This window comes from Sporosarcina sp. NCCP-2716 (assembly GCF_023707985.1).
GTDB lineage: Bacteria > Bacillota > Bacilli > Bacillales_A > Planococcaceae > Sporosarcina.
In genome coordinates this window covers 1-20,421 of sequence record NZ_BRCF01000002.1, presented here as the reverse complement: position 1 = coordinate 20,421, position 20,421 = coordinate 1, and the positions used below count along the sequence as shown (strand labels likewise).

The window sequence follows — 20,421 nt, the reverse complement described above, 5'->3', positions numbered from 1 at the left end:
GCGGAACTCCTTCCTGACGAAATGATTGCTAAAGTATACCGTATAAGAGCCCATTCTTTACGTGATTCATAAGACGCACGAAGTGAATCGGAAGTTTCTCCCCTCTGTTAAGCATACAATAACCGAACAGGGGAAGAGAAAGGTTTTTTCTAGCATCGGCGCCCGTTCATGGTAAACTAGTGAGACGAAAACTAACGGATCGAGAGGGATCATTATGAAGAAAAAGCTAGGGTTGGTCTATGGAGGAAAGTCAGCGGAACACGAAGTATCGCTTTCAACAGCGCGGGCAGTGACACAAGCGGTGGATTTTGACGCGTACGAAGTGACCCCGATCTACATAACACTTGCTGGAGAATGGCGGCCAGGTGTGCCGCTTACCGCACCTGTACAGACAATAGAAGAGCTGCGACTGGAAGGTGCCGGACAGGACGAATCGGACAGCATCGCCCAGTTTTTGAACCTCCCCAACAAACCGGACGTTGTCTTGCCATTACTGCACGGAACAAACGGCGAAGACGGCACGGTGCAGGGTCTGTTTGAAGTGATGAATATTCCCTATGCGGGGAACGGCGTTCTCGCTTCTTCCGCAGGCATGGACAAAGTCGTGATGAAGCAGCTATTCGCCCAAGCCGGACTCGCGCAAGTTCCATATATCCACTTCATCCGTACAGACTGGACGAACAACGAGTCCCGACTGCTCGATGCGGCGGAACAGACGCTTCAGTATCCGGTGTTCGTCAAACCGGCCAACCTTGGCTCAAGCGTCGGCATCAGCCGGGCGGACTCCCGCAGCAGCCTTAAAAAGGCGATTGACTTCGCACTTAAATTTGACCGCAAAATCATTATCGAGCAGGGCGTCACTGCGCGCGAAATTGAAATGGGCGTCCTCGGCAACGACGAGCCTGCATGCAGCGTCCCTGGGGAAATCAAGCCTGTTGCTGAGTTTTACGACTACGAGGCGAAATACCAGGACGGCAGCACGCAGCTTGTCATTCCAGCGGAAGTCTCCGATGGCACCGTTGCTCTCATGAAAGATATGGCGTACCGTGCTTTCAAAGTACTCGACTGCTCAGGCCTCGTGCGGGCAGACTTCTTTGTGACAGATACCGAAGAAGTACTGATCAACGAAGTGAATACAATGCCGGGCTTCACACCGACGAGCATGTTCCCGCTGCTGTGGCAGCATACAGGAGTCAGCTATCCGGAGCTGATTGACAAACTCATTGAGCTGGCAATCGCCCGCCATGCAGAAAAACAGCAAATACAATACACAATGGATTAAGTGGGGGACAACATGAAACGACAACTGACTGAACTGGCAGACTGGCTCGGGGTGTCCGGACAGCTGCTTGACGATACATTGGTGACCGGGGCCGCCATCGACTCCCGTGCCGTAAAGCCTGGTGATCTGTTCGTCCCGTTCCGCGGGGAGCAGGCGAATGGACATCATTACGTCCGTTCAGCATTCGGCAAAGGGGCTGCGGCTTCCCTTTGGCTGTCGGACGAACCGAATCCTCCCGCAGACGTACCGCTCATCTTCGTCGATGACGCAGAACTTGCCCTGCAGCAGCTTGCTCGCATTTATCGCAGCAAATTGTCTTGCAGTGTGATTGGCGTCACAGGCTCGAACGGTAAGACATCCACGAAGGACCTGCTTGCGAGTGTCCTCGGCGCGAAGTTCTCCGTGCAGAAGACGGAAGGCAACTTCAATAACGAACTCGGTCTGCCGCTGACCATCCTGTCTCTCGACGAGGACACCGAAGTGGCTGTTCTTGAGATGGGCATGAGCGGCTTCGGGGAAATCTCGTTTCTGTCCAAGCTGGCGAAACCAGACATAGCCATTATTACGAACATCGGGGAAGCCCACCTGCAGGATCTCGGCAGTCGGGAAGGGATTGCGAAAGCAAAGTTCGAAATCATCGACGGACTCGCAGCCGACGGCGCCTTTTTCTATGACGGCGATGAGCCTCTGCTGGCAGTGCTCGTCAACGCGCATCCGGATCTAAATACGCAATCATTCGGATACGGCAGCAGCTGCGATCTGCGTGCATCAGATGTCCGCGTGACGGAACGGGGGAGCGCATTTGCAGCAAATGGCACCCTATCTGGTGACTTTGTGATCCCTGTCTACGGGGAGCACCAAGTTAAAAACTCACTTGCAGCACTCCTAGCGGCAGCTCGTCTCGGTCTCACTGTGGAAGAGAGCCGCAGCGCATTGCTTGGCGCTGAGCTGACGCCGATGCGCATGCAGCCCATACAGGCCGAAAACGGCGCATTGTTCATCAACGACGCCTACAACTCGGCGCCGACTTCGCTCCGCGCCGCGCTGACATTCATCGGTCAGACGGCATTGAAAAAAGACAAATGGGTTGTTCTCGGCGACATGCTGGAACTAGGTGCAAATGAGAAGGACTACCACGAATCAGTCGCGGACCAGCTGGGCACACTGAACCTGAAAGGAATCGCCCTGTATGGACCCAGAATGCACTGGCTTTACGAGGAATTACAGCAAAACGGCACGGATGCGCAGCTTATCTGGTCGGAGGATGACTATGCACCGATCATCCGGCTGCTTGCGGATTCCGTTGACAGCGATTCCGTCGTCCTGCTGAAAGGATCCCGCGGTATGGCGCTTGAGCATGTCCTGGCAGGTGTATTGGGGACGGAGGGGTAACGGTGACGACGGGTGTGATCGTGCTGCATGGATTCACAGGCGGCTCATTCGAAGTGAGGCCGCTGCTGCGGACGCTCCGTGAACGGACGGACTGGCTTGTGGAAGTACCGGTGCTTCCCGGCCATGAGATCGGCGGACGGCTGGCGGACGTGACTGCGGAAGCCTGGCTCATGGAAGCGGAGATCAGCTGCCGCAGACTTCTGGAGAAAGCGGACCGGCTGATCGTCATCGGCTTCTCGATGGGCGGTCTGATCGCACTTTACCTGGCGCTCCGCTACCCGGTCGAACGCCTCGTCCTGCTTAGCGCGGCGGCAAAGTACATCGCCCCCCGCATGCTCATGAAAGACGCGGCTGTCCTGCTCGCGGAGCCGGTCATCCGGCAGTTTCCTCCGAATACGTTCTACCATCTCTATCAGTACAAACTGAGCCACACGCCGCTCCGCTCCGCCTACCAGTTCACCCGGATCGTGCGCCAGGTGAAGCCGTATCTGGGCTGCATCACGGCGCCGGTCTGCATTGTGCAGGGGAAGAAGGACGGCATTGTCCCGTATGCGAGCGCCGAACTGCTGTATGACAGGCTCGGTTCGCGTGATAAGCAGCTGGTCGTTTCGGATAACGGAAAACACCACATCTGCTACAGCGACGACTACGGGGACTGGTCACAGACGGTTCTGGACTTCCTGGGAAACGGATGAGGATCGTGCCGGCCGCGCTTTGAGTGTATGAGTTGCGGCGCCGGCATCCGTGTGATATACTAGCTGAAGCATTGGATACATTTACGCAGAACTCTTCCTCTTGTGAAGAGTGATTTTTTTTGAATAAAACGGTTTGATGATATGCCTGACCGGCATACACCAGCGAACCGCTCGGCAAAGACCGGGCTTTCCTTTCATCCATTCCATCTTAACCGGCTGCGGATGCACGCTGTCTGCACTGTTGGATTTGTATACGTTCGGAAACATACCCAAAGCATAAGGCTCCGATTTGCCGCGCTTTCATTTGCAAATGTAACCAATTGTCAAATGGAAAACAAAAGGAGATTGAGAAGTTTGACGAATTTTTCGGAATTGAACATCAGTAAATCTACACAAGACTCTCTAAAGAGAATGGGCTTTGAAGAAGCGACACCGATCCAGGAAGGTACGGTCACGTTCGGTATGGAAGGCAAGGACGTCATCGGCCAGGCACAGACAGGAACAGGGAAAACAGCTGCATTCGGTATTCCCATCATCGAAAAGATCGATACGAGCAATCCTGCTGTCCAGGCGCTTGTCATCGCACCTACACGCGAACTTGCAATCCAGGTCTCTGAAGAGATCTACAAAATCGGCTACGGAAAACGCGCACGCATCCTTTCCGTATTCGGCGGACAGGAAATCTCACGCCAGATCCGTGCGTTGCGCAACAACCCACAGATCGTTGTCGGGACACCGGGCCGTATCCTCGACCACATCAAGCGGAAAACACTGAAGCTTGACGGCGTGCAGACGCTCGTATTGGACGAAGCGGACGAAATGCTCAACATGGGCTTCATCGAAGACATCAACGCAATCCTCGAGAACGTACCGTCTGAACGCCAGACATTGCTGTTCTCGGCGACAATGCCTGCACCGATCCGCAAAATTGCGGAAACGTTCATGAAAGATCCGGAAATGGTGAAGATCAAGTCCAAGGAAATGACTGTCGAAAATATCGAGCAGTTCTTCGTGAAAGCGCACGAACGTGAGAAGTTCGACGTCCTGACACGCCTCCTGAACGTGCACCAGCCAGAACTTGCAATCATTTTCGGACGTACGAAGCGCCGTGTCGACGAACTGGCACACGCTCTCAACATCCGCGGCTACCTCGCTGAAGGCATCCACGGTGACTTGACACAGGCGAAGCGGATGTCCGTCCTGCGCCAGTTCAAGGAAAACAAGATCGATGTCCTCGTCGCAACGGACGTTGCAGCACGCGGTCTCGATATCTCAGGCGTGACACACGTCTACAACTTCGACATCCCGCAGGATCCTGAAAGCTATGTACACCGTATCGGACGTACAGGCCGTGCAGGAAAAAGCGGTATGGCAATCACATTCGTCACTCCACGCGAGATGGGTTACCTTCGCATCGTGGAAGAGACGACTAAAAAACGCATGACGGCACTTCAGCCGCCGACTTCTGACGAAGCATTGCTCGGTCAGCAGAAAGTAGCGATGGAGACGCTTGAAGAATCGGTTCAGAAGAACGAATTGAACGATTATACGCAATTCGCATCTGAATTGCTCGGTAAATATGATGCGACTGATCTCGTAGCGGCAGCATTGAAATACTTGACAAAAGAGCCGGACGCAACTCCTGTTACGATTACAGAAGAACGTCCATTGCCTTCACGCCGTTCTTCATCAGGCGGCGGACGCGGCGGTTATAAAGGCAACCGCAGCGGCGGAGGCAACCGTTCATTCGGCGGAGGCCGCGGCTATGGCGGCGGCGGAAATCGCCGCAGCGGCAGCAGCAGCAAAGACGGCCGTCGTGACGGCGGGCGCCGTGAAAGCGGCAGCCGCGACCGCGGACGCTCAGAACGGTAATCCGATAACACTACCCGGGAAACATCCTCGTGATGTTTCCCGGTTTTTTGTTGCCTGAAATTGAAACATACGTCATGCTGAATCGTATACACTAGTACTAGGTAAGGAGGGGACGGTTTGAGACAACAACCAGCTAACAAACTATCCGGAAAAGGATTGACGGTCTGGCAGCTGTACGGCATGCTGCAGACGCTGCTCGTGCTGCTTGTGGCAGTCGGCGCAGGTGTCCTGGCCTATCTGTTCGACTGGCCATTTTGGGTATACATCGCTGCGGCTGCTGTGACTATCGTGTACGGCGCCCTGTTCGGCTATGTGTTCCCGCGGATCCGCTGGGCGCGATGGCGCTACGAAGTGCGCGAGACGGAAATCGAACTGCAGCACGGCATCTTCATCGTCAAGCGGACGCTGATCCCGATGGTGCGTGTCCAGCATGTCGATACGGCGCAAGGCCCGATCCTGAAACGCTACGCCTTATCGGCCATTTCGATTTCCACAGCTGCAACCGTGCATTCCATCCCGATGCTGGCCGCGGAAGAGGCGGATGAATTGCGGAACCGCATTTCGGCGCTTGCGAAGGTGGCGGAAGACGATGTCTGAGCCGCGCTACAAACTGCACTGGGTGACGGTGCTGGTCGAAACGCTGAAAGCGCTGAAAGACGCCATCCTGCCGCTCGCCGTCGTCCTGTTCACGGGGAGCCGCAATAACAATACAGGCAATTGGTTCCTCGACAACTGGTCGCTGCTCTTCGGGGTCGTGCTGGCGCTGTTCCTCATCTCGAGCGGGTTCATCAAGTGGCGGAGGTTCACCTACTGGTTCGAAGACGGTGAATTGCGGATCGAATCGGGACTGTTCGTCAAGAAGAAGCGGTATATCCCGTTCGAACGCATCCAGAGCCTGAACTATACTGAAGGGATCTTCCACCGGCCGTTCGGGCTCGTGAAAGTGGAGATCGAAACAGCTGCCTCAGGAAGTGGTGAATCGGAAGCGGAACTGACAGCCGTGACACGGGAGGGTGCCGACCGCATCAAACAGCGGATCGCAGAAGGCAAACGCCGTAAATCAGAGAGTGGGGAAGGGCTGCCGCTGACGGAGGAATCATCCGAAGAAACTGCGCACGCTGCGGACCGGGAGAACGCAGGGCGGACCGTATTCACACTTTCGCCGAAACAGCTGATCATCCTCGCGACGACATCGAGCGGCATCGGCGTCATCTTTTCCGGTGCGGCAATCTTCCTCTCGCAATTCGGGGAACTGCTGCCCATCGCGAAAGTGGGAAGGGAACTGACGAGCCTGCTGAAATTCGGCGTGCTGCTCATCGCGATCCTCGTCTTCCTGGCGCTCCTCGGAGCCTGGCTTCTGTCCGTCGCCATGACGTTCTTCTCCTATTACGGGTTCAAGGTGAGTGTCACCGATGAGGAGCTGATCATCACCCGCGGGCTGATCGAGAAAAAGCGGACGACGGTTCCGCTCCGGCGCATCCAGAGTGTCAGTTTGCAGGAGAATCCGCTGCGTCAATTGTTCGGTTACGGCCGTGTCGTAGTCCACAGTGCGGGAGCCGCGGGGGACGGATCACGCATCCAGCTCTTTCCACTAGTCATGAAGAAAGACATGTACGGCCCGCTGCAGGAGATCTTCCCGGACCTCGATATCCGGGACCCGGACGGGAAACTTCCGAAACGCGGCCGCAGGTTCTACTATCGCATCGATTTCTTCTGGCTCGTACCCATCATCGGGCTGCTGAGTTGGTTTTTCTACCCATACGGCCTCTGGTCGCTCCTGCTCATTCCGGCCGTCATCGGCTTCGGAATGTGGCAGCACCGATCCGCCGCCTGCCGGATCACCGGCAACCAAGTCACCATCCGGGCGCGCGGGTTCGGTCTCGAGACGTCCTATACGATGAAGAAAAGGATCCAGTCCGCAGAGCTGCGCCAGACGATCTTCCAGAAACGGAAAGACGTCGCGACGATCCATCTGAACGTCAAATCGGGGATGGGCGTACACGACGTCAGCCTCCGCCAGATGGACCGCCGCGAAGCCGAACAGCTTCTCGCCTGGTATGAACCGGGGGAGCGCTCATAAAACCTGGTGAAGCGCTCATGAATCGCTGGGAGCACTCATAAAACCGTAGAAAACGCTCATAAATCGCTGGAAACGCTCATAAAACTGGAAAAACGCTCATAAATCACGAAAAACGCTCATAAAACTGGAAAAACGCTCATAAATCGCGAAAAGCGCTCATAAAACTGGAAAAGCGCTCATAAAACCCAAAAAGCGCTCATAAACCCCCGACGCGCCACGCAAGCCGCGCGCGTGCCCAGCAAAAAAAGACTGCCAGCCTGTCAGATAACCTGACAGGCCGGCAGTCTTTACGGCTTGCGGACAATACGGACCTTCGGCTTGCGCCAGCTGACGATCCGTTTCGGGTGGAAGATGCTCAAGCCGATCAGGAAGCCGACGATCAGACCGGCGATGTGCGCGGCTGCGTTGATGTTCGGGCCGATGAACGTCATGACCACGCCGAGACCGATGATCGGCAGGATGATCTGGCGGAGCTGCGGCAGCATATGCTTCGTGTGGTAGACGAGTGCTCCGAACGCACCGAAGATCCCGAAGATCGCGCCGCTCGCGCCGACATGCGAAAAAGTAGAATCGTAGACGAAGAACGTCGCGATGCAGCCAAAGATGCCCGACAGGAAGTAGACAGTCAAAAACCGCGCCTTGCCGGACACTTTCTCGAGCTCCGGCCCGAAGATGAACAGCGAAAACATATTGAACAGCAAATGCATAATTCCGGCATGCAGGAATATCGGGGTCACGAGACGCCAGTACTCACCTTGTTCGACGAGGAAATTCGCTCCGACGCCGAACAGGAAGATCCGGTCGCCGATCCCCGGCAGCAGCGTCAGCAAGTAAACGAGGACGTTCGCTGCAATCAGTGTGGAGACGACCGGGTATTGCCGGATGTATTGGGAAAAGCTCTCAGTACGGATAAACATGACACTCCTCCGATCTTTGCTCAAGTATACAATTTTTCAACACTATATGGAAAGAAGGTGATTCCATGATCACGGGAATCGGATTGGATATTACAGAACTCAGCCGGATCGAAGCGCTCGACCGGAAATCCTCCAAGTTCCGCGAGCGAGTGCTGACCGCCGAAGAAATGACCCGGTACGAAGCACTGACCGGTGCACGAAAAATCGAATTCCTCGCCGGCCGCTTCGCTGCAAAGGAAGCGTTCGCCAAGGCACTCGGCACCGGGATCGGCGCTGCCTGCAGCTTCCAGGACATCGCCATCCTGCCGGCCGAATCCGGGGCGCCGGTGCTCTTTTTCCGCGGCGAGCCGTCCGACGGCCTGGTATCCATCACACACACGAAAACGGCAGCCGCTGCGCAAGTGATTCTGCAAAAACCGGAACACAACGGATAAGCTCCGCATAAACGACTGTCCCTCCTCATAAGATGACCTACCCGATTGAAATAGGAGAGGATGAACGGAATGCGGAGCAGAGTAGTTGCAGTCATGTTAGGGTTGGTGCTGTTGTTGCTTACAGCGTGCGGTGCGCCGTCCAAGGAAGACGTCGTCAAGAAATTGAGCGGTAAATGGAATGATTCCTCAGGCTACGACCTGAAAGCCACTATGGAGATCAAGACCGGGGAAGAACCGCGCATGTACGATGTCACTGTCTGGCACACGAAACCGGACTTCTACAAAGTGGATGTCTCCCAGCAGGGCAAAGAGGAGTCACAGCTGATCGTCCGGAACGAAGAAGGGGTCTTCGTTGTCACGCCGTCCCTCGGCAAAACGTACAAATTCCAGAGCGACTGGCCGGCCCAGAACAGCCAGGCGTACTTGATCAGCACCCTGTCGGACGATATCAAGGCTGATAAGAAATCGACGATGACCGAGAAAGACAAAACGTATGTGTTCGAAACAGCTACACGCAACAACCAGAAAGCCGTCCTGCCGACACAGCAGATCCATATTGACAAAAAGACACTGCTGCCGACACACGTCACCCTTCTGGATGAAAACAAAGAAGAGAAGATCCGGGTGACATTCAAGAAGATCACACTCGGTGTGAAACGTGACGCGAAGGACTACGCAGTCGAGATGGAAAACGCGGACCATGAGAAAAAAGACGGCGATTCCAAAGACAAAGACAAGAAAGCCGAACTTGAAACGTATTACCCGACCGCCCAGTTCGAAGGCGTCACCCTCCTCAGTGAAGAAGCGGTGGAAACGGAATCCGGCACACGTCTCTTCCTATCCTATGGCGGCGGAGACAAAGAGTTCATCGTCGTGCAGGAACCGGCACTGCCAGTCGATAACCAGATCCAAGTTTCCGTTGAAGGAGATCCTGTCGATCTCGGCTTCACTGTCGCAGCCCTCTCCGGCCAGACGATCCGCTGGGAGCAGGACGGAATCGCATTCTATGCGGCATCCGAATCACTCAGCAAGGGAGAACTCATCCAAGTGGCAGGCTCCATGCAGCCGAATATCGTCAAGTGACCGGGAGACCGGAAGCATGATTCTCTATGAATTGACGCCATGACCCTTTCAGGTTGATAATAATCATACCGATTCTGAAAGGATGACCGACATGGCACAATCAGCAGGATACCGGCCGACACGCGCAGTCATCGACGTGTCGGCCATTGAAACGAATGTTAATAACTTGAATAAGCATCTGCCTGCCGGGACAGCTGTCATCGCAGTGGTCAAAGCGGATGGATACGGACACGGCGCGGCTGAAACTGCAAAGGCTGCGCTGCGGGCGGGAGCGTCCATGGTATCCACCGCCACACCTGACGAAGCGCTGGAATTGCGGGAAGCAGGGATCGCGTCACCGATCCTCGTCATGGGGCCGTCACCGATCGCATTTGCGGAAGAAGCGATCCGCCGGCAGATCACACTGACGGTCCCTGGCCTGGACTGGGCGGAACAAACAGTGGAATCCTTGAAAGATTCAGCAGGGAAATTGCATGTCCATGTAAAAATCGACACAGGGATGGGCAGAATAGGAATCCGGACCGAGGACGAGGCGGCGGAACTTGCTTCGCTCCTCGGCAGTTGTCCGGCCATTCAAGTGGACGGGGCATTCACTCATTTCGCCTGTGCGGATGAAGAGGACCCGACCAAGACGGAACAGCAATACAACCGTTTCCTGAAAATCCTCGCACGGTTCCCGGACCGGCCGCCTTGTGTCCACGCCGCGAACAGTGCGGCAGCCCTCCGTTTCCCTGAATACGCGCTGGATGCCGTCCGTTTCGGCATCAGCATGTACGGCATCCCGCCAAGCAGTGCAATCGCATCACGCCTTCCATTCCCGCTGCGGCGCGCCATGCAGCTCGAAACCGAGACGGCCTATGTGAAGCAGGCAGGGCGGCACGAGACAATCAGTTACGGAAGTACGTACGAAGCTCCGGAAGGCGAGTGGATCGCCACACTGCCGATCGGTTACGCGGACGGTCTGAAACGCAGCCTGAGGGGGCAGCAAGTGCTCATCCGCGGGCAGCGTGCTCCGATCGTCGGCACGATCTGCATGGACCAATGCATGATCCGTCTGCCGGGGCAGCTGCCGTACGGAGAACCGGTCGTCCTGATCGGCTCGCAGGGCAGCGTAGAAATCACGATGGAAGAATGGGCGGAACGTCTCGGTACGATTCCTTATGAAATCGCCGTGACGATCGCCGGACGTGTGCAAAGACAGTACGTCGGGGAATAAGCTGGCACTCTATCACTCCTGCACTTTCGACAAACTATCGCACCAAATCTCGTACCTTGTCGCTATATTTCCTTTTTTGTCTTTTCATTGTCGAACTCCAATGGTAAGATGAATCTGTATAGAAATGAGGAACGGGTTTTTGTCGGAGGTGCTTGAGTTGGATGCTAACCGTAACAACAGAGAACTGCTTATTGAAATCCCCAACAACATGCTGAAACAAAATGAACAGACGATCGTCCATCAGGAGCAGCAGGGAGATTTCGTATATTACTCGGCTAAACGCGTAAAAACTGATTGCGAGCTGAATACAATCAGGGAAGAGATGATGCGCGGATACGTGGAAATGTCGCAAATCAACCTTGGGATCGCAGCGGAATGCCTGCATGCGGAATTCGAGGCTCAGCATACGGTGGAACGAATCGTAAGCGGAGGATGAAAAGTTGGCAATTAAACGCGGAGATGTCTTTTTTGCGGATTTGTCGCCTGTTGTCGGATCTGAACAGGGCGGCACCCGGCCGGTCCTCGTCATCCAGAATGACATCGGGAACCGGTTCAGCCCTACTGTGATTGTCGCGGCAATTACAGCACAAATTCAAAAAGCCAAGTTGCCGACTCATGTGGAGATCGATGCGGAACGGCACGGATTCGAGCGGGATTCCGTTATCCTGCTCGAGCAGGTCCGCACGCTCGACAAATCGAGGCTGACTGACAAAATCACACACTTAGACCAGCACGTCATGGAAAAAGTGAACGCGGCGCTCGAAGTGAGTTTCGGTTTAACGAACATTTAGGTATACATAACAAAGAAATTCATTCTGCCTGCGAGGCGGAATGGATTTTTTTGTACGGAAAAGATGCCGGCTGAACGATTATCCGTTATACTAGAGGACAAAGGACGAACGCATTTTACCGATAAGGGGGAAACGACAGTATATGAACAGCAAAATGAGGTCCGTTGTGAACGAGCACATGGACACCATCATCGAGAAATGGGTCGACATTATGAAAGAGGAAAAGGGAGAGCGCTTCTTCCATTTCATGCCCCATCACCTCGTTGAAAAGACAAGCCGCGAATTCACGACGCTGATGACTTCCAACATAAACGAAGACCAGAGCGCGCTCAACAACGAACGCCTGGACGATTTCACGGAGAAAGTGGTCCGTTTCGGATGGTCCATCAAATTCGTCAACAAAGCGATCGATAACTTCGCCTCCGTCGTATTCGAACTGCTGGAAGACAAAGAAGTGATCACGGAGCAGAACTTGCGGATCTTCATGGGCGTCTTCACTAGCTGGATCAACCCGCTGCGTGAGAGCATCATCGAAGCGTACGCCATCAAATGGGAGCAGACCGATACCCTTCAGAAAGTGGCATTGCAGGAATTGTCTGCATCACTGATCCCTGTCGTGGAAAAAGTGTCCATCATGCCCCTCGTCGGAACGATCGACACCGAACGGGCAAGACTGATCATGGAAAACCTGCTGGAAGGCGTCGTCGAACAGCGCGCCGAAGTGGTACTGCTCGATATTACCGGCGTCCCTGTCGTCGACACGATGGTAGCCCATCACATCATCCAGGCTGCCGATGCGGTCCGCCTTGTCGGAGCGAAATGTATGCTCGTCGGCATCCGTCCGGAAATTGCACAAACGATCGTCGCACTTGGCATCAACTTAAGCGATTTCACGACAACGAGCACACTGCGCAGAGGCATGGCCAAAGCATTGAGCCTGACAAACCGAGAAATAGTGGAGGTAGAGTAATATGAATGTCCGGATACCGATATTGAAACTAGACGAAGTGCTGATCGTATCGATTCAATGGGAGCTGGATGATCAGACAGCCATCCAATTCCAGGAGGATCTTCTGAACAAAATGCACGAAACAACTGCACGGGGTGTTGTCATCGACCTGACCTCGATCGACTTCATCGATTCATTCATCGCAAAAGTACTCGGCGACGTCATCAGTATGTCAAGTCTAATGGGCGCCAAAGTCGTCATCACGGGAATTCAGCCAGCTGTAGCGATAACACTGATCGAGCTGGGAATCCGCCTGGAGAATGTAATGACTGCCCTGGATCTTGAAAACGGATTGACGAAGCTGCGCAGAGAATTGGAGGCCTGAATATGGACAATCGGTCTTCTGTAGAGATTTTCACGGAATGGGATATTGTTGCTGCACGACAGCTTGGCCGAAATGAAGCGAAAACCACCGGGTTCGGAACAGTGGACCAGGCGCGCATCACGACAGCGATCAGTGAGCTGGCGCGTAATATCTATTTGTATGCCGGCAAAGGGAAGATTGAAATAGAACGGCTTTCCACGAACGGCATGAATGGCATCACAATCATCGCATCCGATGAAGGTCCGGGGATCCCGGATTTGCGGAAAGTCATGGAAGACGGCTTCTCGACATCCGGTGGACTCGGTGCGGGGATGCCGGGAGTCAAGCGCTTGATGGACGACTTCAAAGTGGAGTCTGAAGTCGGGAAAGGGACGACGATCACCGCCACCAAGTGGCTGCGATAAGGAGATTGACAAATGGCGCAAGACGTTGGGAAACAGTATGAAGAGCTGCTGAAGAAGTACGTTGAAAACGAAGACGAAACCAACTTGTATGCCGCCCAGCAAGTGAGCCGGAAATTCATCGAAAAGAAGATTTCCCCGGAAGAAGTGATCAGCTATCACAAGACATCGGTGGAGGAGATCTTTCCGGATCTTTCTGCGCGCATCGGTCCGTCCTATGATTTCCTGATCGAAGTGATGATCCACTACGGACTAGCCCTCATGGAACACCAGAGCCTCATCCGCAAACAGGAGGCGCTCCAGATCGAGATGGACGTGGCAGTCAAAGTGCAGGACATGCTTCTTGAGACATCCATTCCGCAGGTGGAAGGCCTGGATATCGGTGTCGTCAGCAAGCCTGCGAAAAAGATGAGCGGCGACTATGTGTATTTCATCGAGCAGGGCAACAGGGAAGCCTGCGTGGCTGTGGCAGATGTCATGGGCAAAGGGCTGCCGGCTGCGCTGTGCATGTCGATGATCAAGTTCGGCATGGACAGTCTGCGCTCACAGGCGACAGAACCGCAGCACGTCCTCGGGGTGATCAACCAGATCGTCGAGAAGAGCATGGACGATTCGATGTTCATCTCGATGTATTACGGAAAATACGACGGATCGACGTGTACATTCACGTTCGGTTCGGCCGGGCACGAGCCTGCGCTGCTGTACCGCGCTGCCGAAGACCGGTTTGTCGAACTTGATGCAAAAGGTCTGCTGCTCGGCATCCGGAAAGAAGTCGGGTTCGAGGAGAAATCAGTGGTGCTGGAAAAAGGCGACTTCATCGTCATGCTGACGGACGGCGTGACGGAAGGCCGCAATTCAGACGGCTTCATCGACGAGGAAGTCATCCTTGACATGCTGCGGCAGGTCAAAGAACAGCCTGCGCAGCAGATCGTCGATTATTTGTATACGGAACTGTTTAAGATGCAGAATTACATGCTGCACGACGACTTCACGCTTGTCCTGTTTAAAAAGGAGTAAGAGGTTTAGTCGGGGCGCAAAGCGGGTACACACCATTTTAGAGGTCTAATTCAATTAGAACAGAAAGTATGGGGTGCAGATAAATGAATTTACAAGTCGATGTGCAGGAAAAGGATTGCGTACACGTATTCAGGATTGTCGGGGAGATAGACGCGTTCACCGCGCCGACACTGAAAGAACGTCTCGATCAGGTGGCTGACCAGCCGCAATGCCAGGCAGTCCTCGATTTCTCGGAAGTGGATTACATGGACAGTACAGGGCTCGGCGTCTTCGTCGCTTTCTACAAAAGAGTGAAGGCAGTGGATGGTTCCGTTAAGATTGTCGGACTGAACAAGCGCCTGAAACGTCTTTTTGAAATCACGGGGCTCGATGACATCGTAGAGATTGAAATGGAAAGTAGGGACGTAAATGGCACCGTTTGACTATATTGAAATTAAGGTTCCTGCCAAGGCCCAATACGTCGGGGTGGCGCGGCTGACAATTTCGGGACTGGCGAGCCGGCTCGGTTTTACATATGACGAAATCGAAGACTTGAAGATCGCGTCCAGTGAAGCGATCACGAACGCGGTCCGCCATGCATATGACGAGGATGAAGAAGGCGAGATCGTCGTCGGCTGCGCACTGTATGAGGACAAGCTGGAAATCATGGTGGCAGACCATGGACAGAGCTTCAACTTCGAAGAAACGAAGAAACAGGTCGGCCCTTACACCGAAACCGAGTCCGATGTGCAACTTTTGCGAGAAGGAGGACTTGGACTCTATTTAATGGAAACATTGATGGACGATGTGAAAGTGCATCACGAAAAAGGCGTCACTGTTTTCATGACTAAATACCTGGGCAGAGAGCGGGGCGAAGCGGATGTCAAACAAACAGCCTACTCGTGATCCGTTAGTACAGGAACAAGTGCTGGAATGGATCCGCCGTTATCAGGAAAACGAAGACGATGAGGCCCAGACGCATCTCGTCCTCCATTACGAGCGCCTCGTCCAGTCGATCGCCCGGAAGTATTCGAAAGGGAAGTCGTACCACGAGGATATAGCCCAAGTCGGCATGCTCGGTCTTCTCGGGGCAATCCGGCGGTACGATCCTGACTTCGGACGCAGTTTCGAGGCATTCGCCGTGCCGACTATCATCGGCGAAATCAAACGGTTCCTTCGCGACAAGACGTGGGCGGTCCACGTGCCGCGGCGCATCAAGGAACTCGGACCGCGCATCAAAGCGACGGTCGAGACGCTCACCACCGAACTGCAGCGCTCGCCGCTCGTAAGCGAAATTGCAGACTACCTGGAAGTCGACGAAGAATCCGTGCTGGAAGCTATGGAAATGGGACGCAGCTACCAGGCGCTTTCCATGGATCATACGCTGGAGGCGGACTCGGAAGGCGGCACTGTCACGCTCTTCGACATCATCGGGACCCAAGATGAAGGATACGAAAAGACGGATCAGCGGCTGCTCGTCGCGAACGCATTAGATGTATTGTCGGATAGGGAAAGACAGATTATCCAATATACATATATAGAACAGCTGAGCCAAAAAGAGACCGGAGAACTTCTAGGCATCTCACAAATGCACGTATCGAGACTGCAGCGAAAAGCGATTAAAAAGCTTCAGGAAGCGATACTGGCAGCAGGCGGAGCCTCCTGAATGGAAACGTTCATTAACGATCATATCGAGGCGTATATCTTTCAACAGGCCAAAGGTGGAAATCGTGATTCAGGGGATGTGTACTTTCTTCACTCAGAAGAGGATTACTTCATCTGTGCAATTGCAGACGGACTCGGGAGCGGAGTACTGGCCCGCCAGTCTGCGGAAGTGATGCCGCGGATTCTGCAGGAGCACCACGGAGAGACGATCGAAGAACTCCTCAGCCGCATCAACGAGCACATGGTGCAGAAACGCGGTGCGGCAGTTGCAATCGTGAAAGTGGATTATGCTAAACAGACGATCCAGCACAGCTGTGTCGGCAATGTGCGTTTGTACATCCGCCAGCACGACGGAAGAATGCTCTATCCGCTTCCGGTGATGGGGTACCTTTCCGGACGTCCCCAAAAGATGAAGACCCAGGAATACACGTACCAGCAAGGAGATATTTTCTTCATGCATTCAGACGGCGTGGAGCTTAGAAGCCCGAAAGCGCTGCTTTCCCGGAGCGACGACCCGCTCGCCTTATCCGAAATGGTGCGGGAAACCGTCAAACCGGGCGATGACGCAACATTCATCACAGGAACCCTGCTTCTGTAAGTGAGAAGCGGGATTTTTTGTGTTCACTTTCATGGTAAACTTGTTAGTAACGAATGGGGGAATGGAAATGACAGAGAGACTGATGGAACTGACGGCGAAGCGGGCAGGTCTTACCGTGAAGCAGACGAAGCAAGTGGTGGCCCTGCTGGACGAGGGGAACACGGTCCCGTTCATCGCGCGGTACCGGAAAGAGGCGACCGGGTCGCTGGATGAAGTGCAGATCAAAGACATCGAAGACGCGTACCAGTACAGCAAGAGCCTGGAACAGCGAAAAGACGAAGTCGTACGTCTGATCGGCGAACAGGGGAAGCTGACACCTGAGCTTGAACAGCAGATCCACTCTGCAGACGTCCTCCAGCGGATCGAGGACCTTTACCGTCCTTACAAACAGAAACGGCGCACCCGGGCAATGATCGCGATTGAAAAAGGGTTGGAAGGCCTGGCGGACAAGCTGCTCGCGTTCACGAACGAAGCACCGGACAAGCTCGCCGCCCGTTTCATCGACGGTGAAAAAGGGATCGGCACAACGGAAGAGGCATTGGCGGGAGCCAGGGATATTATCGCAGAACGGCTTGCGGACGACGCCGCGATGCGCGAGACGATCCGGAAGCAGACATGGGCGAAGGGCACTATCTCATCGGCAAGGCGGAAAGCTGCAGAAGACGAAAAAGCAATCTATGAGATGTATTACGACTACGAGGAACCGCTGTCCAAAGTGGTGCCACACCGTATCCTGGCACTGAACCGGGGAGAGAAGGAAGACGTCCTGCGGGTATCGGTGGGCTTTCCCGCTGAACAGATCACCGGAGGGATGCAGCGGCACGTCGTCAAACGGGCATCCTCTCCATCGGCTGTGCACGTACAGGAAGCGGTGGAAGACTCGTTCAAGCGCCTGATTGCGCCGTCCGTCGAACGGGAAGTGCGCACTGCGTTATCGGAGAAAGCCGAAACGCAGGCTATCCACGTGTTCTCGGAAAACCTGAAGAGCCTGCTGCTGCAGCCGCCGCTGAAAGGCCGGATGGTGCTTGGCGTCGACCCGGCGTTCCGGACGGGCTGCAAACTGGCGGTCATCGATGAGACCGGTAAAATGCTGGAAATATCGGTGATCTATCCCCATCCGCCGAAGCCTCAGAAGGAAGCATCCCAAAAAACGGTTGTCCAGCTTCTGAAGAAGTATGGCATCCGGCTGATCGCCATCGGTAACGGCACCGCTTCAAGAGAGACTGAGAAATTCATCGCAGACATCATCCGTGAACTCGACGCCGATGTCTCGTATGTCATTGTCAACGAAGCCGGCGCCAGTGTCTACTCGGCCTCTGCGCTCGCCCGGGCCGAGTTTCCAGATCTGCAAGTGGAACAGCGGAGCGCCGTGTCGATTGCGCGCCGGCTCCAGGATCCGCTGTCGGAACTGGTCAAGATCGATCCGGAATCGATCGGTGTCGGCCAGTACCAGCATGACGTTCCGAAGAAGCAACTGGCGGAGTCCCTGTCATTCGTCGTCGAGACGGCCGTGAACCGCGTCGGGGTCAACGTCAATACGGCGTCCGCCTCACTCCTGCAGTACGTGGCGGGCCTGTCCAAGACAGTCGCGGAAAACATCGTCAGGCAGCGCGAGGAACAAGGCAGTTTCGAAAAGCGCACGCAGCTGAAGAAGATTCCGAGACTCGGAGCGAAGACTTATGAACAGGCAATCGGCTTCCTCCGGGTGCCGAACGCGAAAGAACCTTTCGACGCAACCGGTATCCATCCGGAAAGTTACGCGCTTGCCGAGGCAGTGCTGAAAGAGGCCGGGCTGACGAAACAGCAGATCGGGTCACAGGAAGCGGTAGCTGCCCTTGCATCTTTCGACAGCCGAACGCTTGCGGCGAAATTGGATGCCGGACACGCAACGGTGAACGATGTCATCGAAACATTGAAGCGGCCGAACCGCGATCCCCGGGACGAGTATCCGCAGCCGTTATTGAAAGCGGATGTCCTCGATATGAAAGATCTCCATGAAGGGATGGAAATGCAGGGAACCGTCCGGAACGTCGTCGACTTCGGTGCATTTGTCGACATCGGTGTGCACGAAGACGGCCTCGTCCATATATCCAAACTGAAAAAGGGGTATGTCAAACATCCGCTCGACGTTGTGGCTTCAGGAGACATCGTGACGGTATGGGTGGAAGCGGTAGACAAAGCGAAAAGCCGGATTTCCCTGACGATGCTGCCGCCCAAGGTGAAATGATGGAAAGGGAAGCGAGACGAACGCCTCCTGAATTGCAGGAACTGACAGAGCAGCTGTCCCTGCGCTGGTTCGGAAGACCTTTCATCCACGAGGCGGTCTACAACCCGCGTCTCCGGACGACAGGAGGCAGATACATGCTCCGTGATCATTCGATCCAAGTGAACCCGGCCGTTGAAATGATGTACGGGGAAGAGGAGCTGATCGGCGTGCTGAAGCACGAGCTCTGCCATTACCATCTCCATTTGGAAGGCAGAGGTTATAAGCATGGCGATTCCGACTTCAGGGAGCTTCTCAGAAAAACCGGTTCACCGCGCTTCTGCAAGCCGCTGCAGGCGGAACAGCAGAGAACCGTCCGCCATTACCGATGTGCCGATTGCGGGCGGCAGTATGAGCGCAGACGAAGAGTCGACACGAGCCGCTACCGCTGCGGTAAATGCCGTGGGAAGCTGCAGGAAGTACAATAGCCGTGAGTGTTTCGAAAGCGCTCGAACCCTTGGTACAACTAGGGTTCGAGCGCTTTTGAAATTAATTCGAGAAAAGTGGTTGACGAAACAGGAAAGACTGTCTATAATAGAAAAAGTCGATTGGGAACAACGGCGAACAGCAGCAAGCACCACTTTCAAATGGCCCCTTGGTCAAGCGGTTAAGACACCGCCCTTTCACGGCGGTAACACGGGTTCGAATCCCGTAGGGGTCACCATGTTTTCTCCTTTATCATTAGAAACATTGGGGTATAGCCAAGCGGTAAGGCAACGGACTTTGACTCCGTCACTCGTTGGTTCGAATCCAGCTACCCCAGCCAAGTTTTTCAAACTCCGTTTGGAAAACTTCGCAGGAAACACACGAAAGTGTTTCTGGCGGAATGTACGAGCCATTAGCTCAGTTGGTAGAGCATCTGACTTTTAATCAGAGGGTCGCAGGTTCGAATCCTGCATGGCTCACCATTCAATTACTTTTTTTAAAAAAGTGTTGACATCATTTGCGGATCGTGTATAATAGAGGATGTCGCAAAAACGATAATAATGCGGTAGTGGCGGAATGGCAGACGCGCTAGGTTGAGGGCCTAGTGGGGGTTAACCCCGTGGAGGTTCGAGTCCTCTCTACCGCACCAAATTTTTACTCTCAAAGAGCGCCCGTAGCTCAATTGGATAGAGCGTCTGACTACGGATCAGAAGGTTGTGGATTCGACTTCTGCCGGGCGCGCCATATAATGCGGGTGTAGTTTAGTGGTAAAACCTCAGCCTTCCAAGCTGATGATGAGGGTTCGATTCCCTTCACCCGCTCCATTATTTTATACAACATGAACCTTGAAAACTGAACAGCAAAATGTCAACGAATTATCGTCTGTTCCGCCGACCCCGTCGGCGGAACAGACACAAACCAGATCAACAGATCTGATAGACATCTTAAATGATGCCAGCAAGAATTGAGCAATCGA

22 protein-coding genes and 6 tRNA genes are annotated in these 20,421 nt (G+C 54.3%); 27 read left to right on the top strand and 1 reads right to left on the bottom strand.

The window, feature by feature from the left end; all coding sequences use genetic code 11:
• Nucleotides 1-214 precede the first annotated feature (214 nt).
• The 6 genes from NFU03_RS03850 (at nt 215) to NFU03_RS03825 (ending at nt 7,321) form a co-directional block, all read left to right on the top strand.
• The gene (locus NFU03_RS03850; protein WP_251636270.1) at nt 215-1,282 is read left to right on the top strand and encodes a D-alanine--D-alanine ligase; all 1,068 of its coding nucleotides are present in this window, start codon (nt 215-217) and stop codon (nt 1,280-1,282) included.
• A gap of 12 nt (nt 1,283-1,294) precedes the next feature.
• Nucleotides 1,295-2,674 (top strand): UDP-N-acetylmuramoyl-tripeptide--D-alanyl-D-alanine ligase, encoded by a 1,380-nt coding sequence (locus tag NFU03_RS03845; RefSeq protein WP_251636268.1) that lies wholly within the window; start codon nt 1,295-1,297, stop codon nt 2,672-2,674.
• A 2-nt stretch (nt 2,675-2,676) separates the two neighbouring features.
• Nucleotides 2,677-3,369 carry an alpha/beta hydrolase gene (locus tag NFU03_RS03840; RefSeq protein ID WP_251636266.1) on the top strand — a complete coding sequence of 231 codons (693 nt, stop codon included), beginning with the start codon at nt 2,677-2,679 and terminating at the stop codon, nt 3,367-3,369.
• Between the two features lie 354 nt (nt 3,370-3,723).
• A complete protein-coding gene (gene cshA / locus NFU03_RS03835; RefSeq protein WP_285835407.1) occupies nt 3,724-5,241 on the top strand; it encodes a degradosome RNA helicase CshA in 1,518 nt (505 codons plus the stop codon).
• Nucleotides 5,242-5,358: 117 nt separating this feature from the next.
• Nucleotides 5,359-5,838 carry a PH domain-containing protein gene (locus NFU03_RS03830; protein WP_251636264.1) on the top strand — a complete coding sequence of 160 codons (480 nt, stop codon included), beginning with the start codon at nt 5,359-5,361 and terminating at the stop codon, nt 5,836-5,838.
• Nucleotides 5,831-7,321: a PH domain-containing protein gene (locus NFU03_RS03825; RefSeq protein WP_251636262.1), complete on the top strand. Its 1,491-nt coding sequence runs from the start codon at nt 5,831-5,833 to the stop codon at nt 7,319-7,321. Before NFU03_RS03830 ends, NFU03_RS03825 begins: the two co-directional genes overlap by 8 nt.
• Nucleotides 7,322-7,608: 287 nt before the next feature.
• Here the strand turns inward: NFU03_RS03825 and NFU03_RS03820 are convergent, their stop codons facing one another.
• On the bottom strand, nt 7,609-8,238 hold the full coding sequence (locus NFU03_RS03820; RefSeq protein ID WP_251636260.1) for a rhomboid family intramembrane serine protease: 630 nt from the start codon (nt 8,236-8,238) through the stop codon (nt 7,609-7,611).
• A gap of 65 nt (nt 8,239-8,303) precedes the next feature.
• Here NFU03_RS03820 and acpS point away from each other — a divergent pair, with 65 nt between their 5' ends.
• The 21 genes from acpS (at nt 8,304) to NFU03_RS03715 (ending at nt 20,269) form a co-directional block, all read left to right on the top strand.
• Nucleotides 8,304-8,672 (top strand): holo-ACP synthase, encoded by a 369-nt coding sequence (gene acpS / locus NFU03_RS03815; protein ID WP_251636259.1) that lies wholly within the window; start codon nt 8,304-8,306, stop codon nt 8,670-8,672.
• A gap of 69 nt (nt 8,673-8,741) precedes the next feature.
• The gene (locus tag NFU03_RS03810; RefSeq protein WP_251636257.1) at nt 8,742-9,755 is read left to right on the top strand and encodes a LolA family protein; all 1,014 of its coding nucleotides are present in this window, start codon (nt 8,742-8,744) and stop codon (nt 9,753-9,755) included.
• Nucleotides 9,756-9,846: 91 nt separating this feature from the next.
• Nucleotides 9,847-10,971: an alanine racemase gene (gene alr / locus NFU03_RS03805; RefSeq protein ID WP_251636255.1), complete on the top strand. Its 1,125-nt coding sequence runs from the start codon at nt 9,847-9,849 to the stop codon at nt 10,969-10,971.
• Between the two features lie 157 nt (nt 10,972-11,128).
• Nucleotides 11,129-11,407: a transcriptional regulator gene (locus NFU03_RS03800; protein WP_251636253.1), complete on the top strand. Its 279-nt coding sequence runs from the start codon at nt 11,129-11,131 to the stop codon at nt 11,405-11,407.
• A 4-nt stretch (nt 11,408-11,411) separates the two neighbouring features.
• Nucleotides 11,412-11,762 (top strand): type II toxin-antitoxin system PemK/MazF family toxin, encoded by a 351-nt coding sequence (locus NFU03_RS03795; protein WP_251636250.1) that lies wholly within the window; start codon nt 11,412-11,414, stop codon nt 11,760-11,762.
• Nucleotides 11,763-11,904: 142 nt separating this feature from the next.
• Nucleotides 11,905-12,732: an RsbT co-antagonist protein RsbRA gene (locus NFU03_RS03790; RefSeq protein WP_251636247.1), complete on the top strand. Its 828-nt coding sequence runs from the start codon at nt 11,905-11,907 to the stop codon at nt 12,730-12,732.
• A 1-nt stretch (nt 12,733) separates the two neighbouring features.
• A complete protein-coding gene (locus NFU03_RS03785) occupies nt 12,734-13,096 on the top strand; it encodes an STAS domain-containing protein (protein ID WP_025783173.1) in 363 nt (120 codons plus the stop codon).
• Between the two features lie 2 nt (nt 13,097-13,098).
• A complete protein-coding gene (locus tag NFU03_RS03780) occupies nt 13,099-13,500 on the top strand; it encodes an anti-sigma regulatory factor (protein WP_251636245.1) in 402 nt (133 codons plus the stop codon).
• 12 nt (nt 13,501-13,512) lie between these two features.
• Nucleotides 13,513-14,514 (top strand): PP2C family protein-serine/threonine phosphatase, encoded by a 1,002-nt coding sequence (locus tag NFU03_RS03775; RefSeq protein ID WP_251636243.1) that lies wholly within the window; start codon nt 13,513-13,515, stop codon nt 14,512-14,514.
• Between the two features lie 83 nt (nt 14,515-14,597).
• On the top strand, nt 14,598-14,936 hold the full coding sequence (locus NFU03_RS03770) for an STAS domain-containing protein (RefSeq protein WP_251636241.1): 339 nt from the start codon (nt 14,598-14,600) through the stop codon (nt 14,934-14,936).
• Nucleotides 14,923-15,399 (top strand): anti-sigma B factor RsbW, encoded by a 477-nt coding sequence (gene rsbW, locus NFU03_RS03765; protein ID WP_251636239.1) that lies wholly within the window; start codon nt 14,923-14,925, stop codon nt 15,397-15,399. Before NFU03_RS03770 ends, rsbW begins: the two co-directional genes overlap by 14 nt.
• Nucleotides 15,374-16,159 (top strand): RNA polymerase sigma factor SigB, encoded by a 786-nt coding sequence (gene sigB, locus NFU03_RS03760; RefSeq protein WP_251636238.1) that lies wholly within the window; start codon nt 15,374-15,376, stop codon nt 16,157-16,159. Before rsbW ends, sigB begins: the two co-directional genes overlap by 26 nt.
• On the top strand, nt 16,160-16,756 hold the full coding sequence (locus NFU03_RS03755) for a PP2C family serine/threonine-protein phosphatase (protein ID WP_251636236.1): 597 nt from the start codon (nt 16,160-16,162) through the stop codon (nt 16,754-16,756).
• 61 nt (nt 16,757-16,817) lie between these two features.
• Nucleotides 16,818-18,983, top strand: coding sequence for a Tex family protein (locus tag NFU03_RS03750; RefSeq protein ID WP_251636234.1), 2,166 nt, complete (start codon nt 16,818-16,820; stop codon nt 18,981-18,983).
• Entirely contained in the window at nt 18,980-19,447 is a 468-nt protein-coding gene (locus NFU03_RS03745) for a SprT family protein (protein WP_251636232.1), read from the top strand. Before NFU03_RS03750 ends, NFU03_RS03745 begins: the two co-directional genes overlap by 4 nt.
• Nucleotides 19,448-19,608: 161 nt before the next feature.
• A tRNA-Glu gene (locus NFU03_RS03740) sits at nt 19,609-19,683 on the top strand.
• 27 nt (nt 19,684-19,710) lie between these two features.
• A tRNA-Gln gene (locus NFU03_RS03735) sits at nt 19,711-19,785 on the top strand.
• 66 nt (nt 19,786-19,851) lie between these two features.
• Nucleotides 19,852-19,927 (top strand) — tRNA-Lys (locus NFU03_RS03730).
• Nucleotides 19,928-20,007: 80 nt separating this feature from the next.
• Nucleotides 20,008-20,094, top strand: a tRNA-Leu gene (locus NFU03_RS03725).
• 18 nt (nt 20,095-20,112) lie between these two features.
• Nucleotides 20,113-20,189 (top strand) — tRNA-Arg (locus tag NFU03_RS03720).
• Nucleotides 20,190-20,195: 6 nt separating this feature from the next.
• A tRNA-Gly gene (locus tag NFU03_RS03715) sits at nt 20,196-20,269 on the top strand.
• Nucleotides 20,270-20,421: the final 152 nt, after the last annotated feature.

Excerpts from the sequence above, each read along its gene's own strand:
- NFU03_RS03790 (WP_251636247.1), top strand. The coding sequence starts at position 11,905 with ATGAACAGCAAAATGAGGTCCGTTGTGAACGAGCACATGGACACCATC.
- NFU03_RS03745 (WP_251636232.1), top strand. The coding sequence starts at position 18,980 with ATGATGGAAAGGGAAGCGAGACGAACGCCTCCTGAATTGCAGGAACTG.
- NFU03_RS03825 (WP_251636262.1), top strand. The coding sequence starts at position 5,831 with ATGTCTGAGCCGCGCTACAAACTGCACTGGGTGACGGTGCTGGTCGAA.
- NFU03_RS03775 (WP_251636243.1), top strand. The coding sequence starts at position 13,513 with ATGGCGCAAGACGTTGGGAAACAGTATGAAGAGCTGCTGAAGAAGTAC.
- acpS (WP_251636259.1), top strand. The coding sequence starts at position 8,304 with ATGATCACGGGAATCGGATTGGATATTACAGAACTCAGCCGGATCGAA.
- sigB (WP_251636238.1), top strand. The coding sequence starts at position 15,374 with ATGTCAAACAAACAGCCTACTCGTGATCCGTTAGTACAGGAACAAGTG.
- NFU03_RS03820 (WP_251636260.1), bottom strand. The coding sequence starts at position 8,238 with ATGTTTATCCGTACTGAGAGCTTTTCCCAATACATCCGGCAATACCCG.
- NFU03_RS03770 (WP_251636241.1), top strand. The coding sequence starts at position 14,598 with ATGAATTTACAAGTCGATGTGCAGGAAAAGGATTGCGTACACGTATTC.
- NFU03_RS03785 (WP_025783173.1), top strand. The coding sequence starts at position 12,734 with ATGAATGTCCGGATACCGATATTGAAACTAGACGAAGTGCTGATCGTA.
- NFU03_RS03850 (WP_251636270.1), top strand. The coding sequence starts at position 215 with ATGAAGAAAAAGCTAGGGTTGGTCTATGGAGGAAAGTCAGCGGAACAC.
- NFU03_RS03780 (WP_251636245.1), top strand. The coding sequence starts at position 13,099 with ATGGACAATCGGTCTTCTGTAGAGATTTTCACGGAATGGGATATTGTT.
- NFU03_RS03845 (WP_251636268.1), top strand. The coding sequence starts at position 1,295 with ATGAAACGACAACTGACTGAACTGGCAGACTGGCTCGGGGTGTCCGGA.
- alr (WP_251636255.1), top strand. The coding sequence starts at position 9,847 with ATGGCACAATCAGCAGGATACCGGCCGACACGCGCAGTCATCGACGTG.
- NFU03_RS03750 (WP_251636234.1), top strand. The coding sequence starts at position 16,818 with ATGGAAATGACAGAGAGACTGATGGAACTGACGGCGAAGCGGGCAGGT.
- rsbW (WP_251636239.1), top strand. The coding sequence starts at position 14,923 with ATGGCACCGTTTGACTATATTGAAATTAAGGTTCCTGCCAAGGCCCAA.
- NFU03_RS03755 (WP_251636236.1), top strand. The coding sequence starts at position 16,160 with ATGGAAACGTTCATTAACGATCATATCGAGGCGTATATCTTTCAACAG.
- NFU03_RS03810 (WP_251636257.1), top strand. The coding sequence starts at position 8,742 with ATGCGGAGCAGAGTAGTTGCAGTCATGTTAGGGTTGGTGCTGTTGTTG.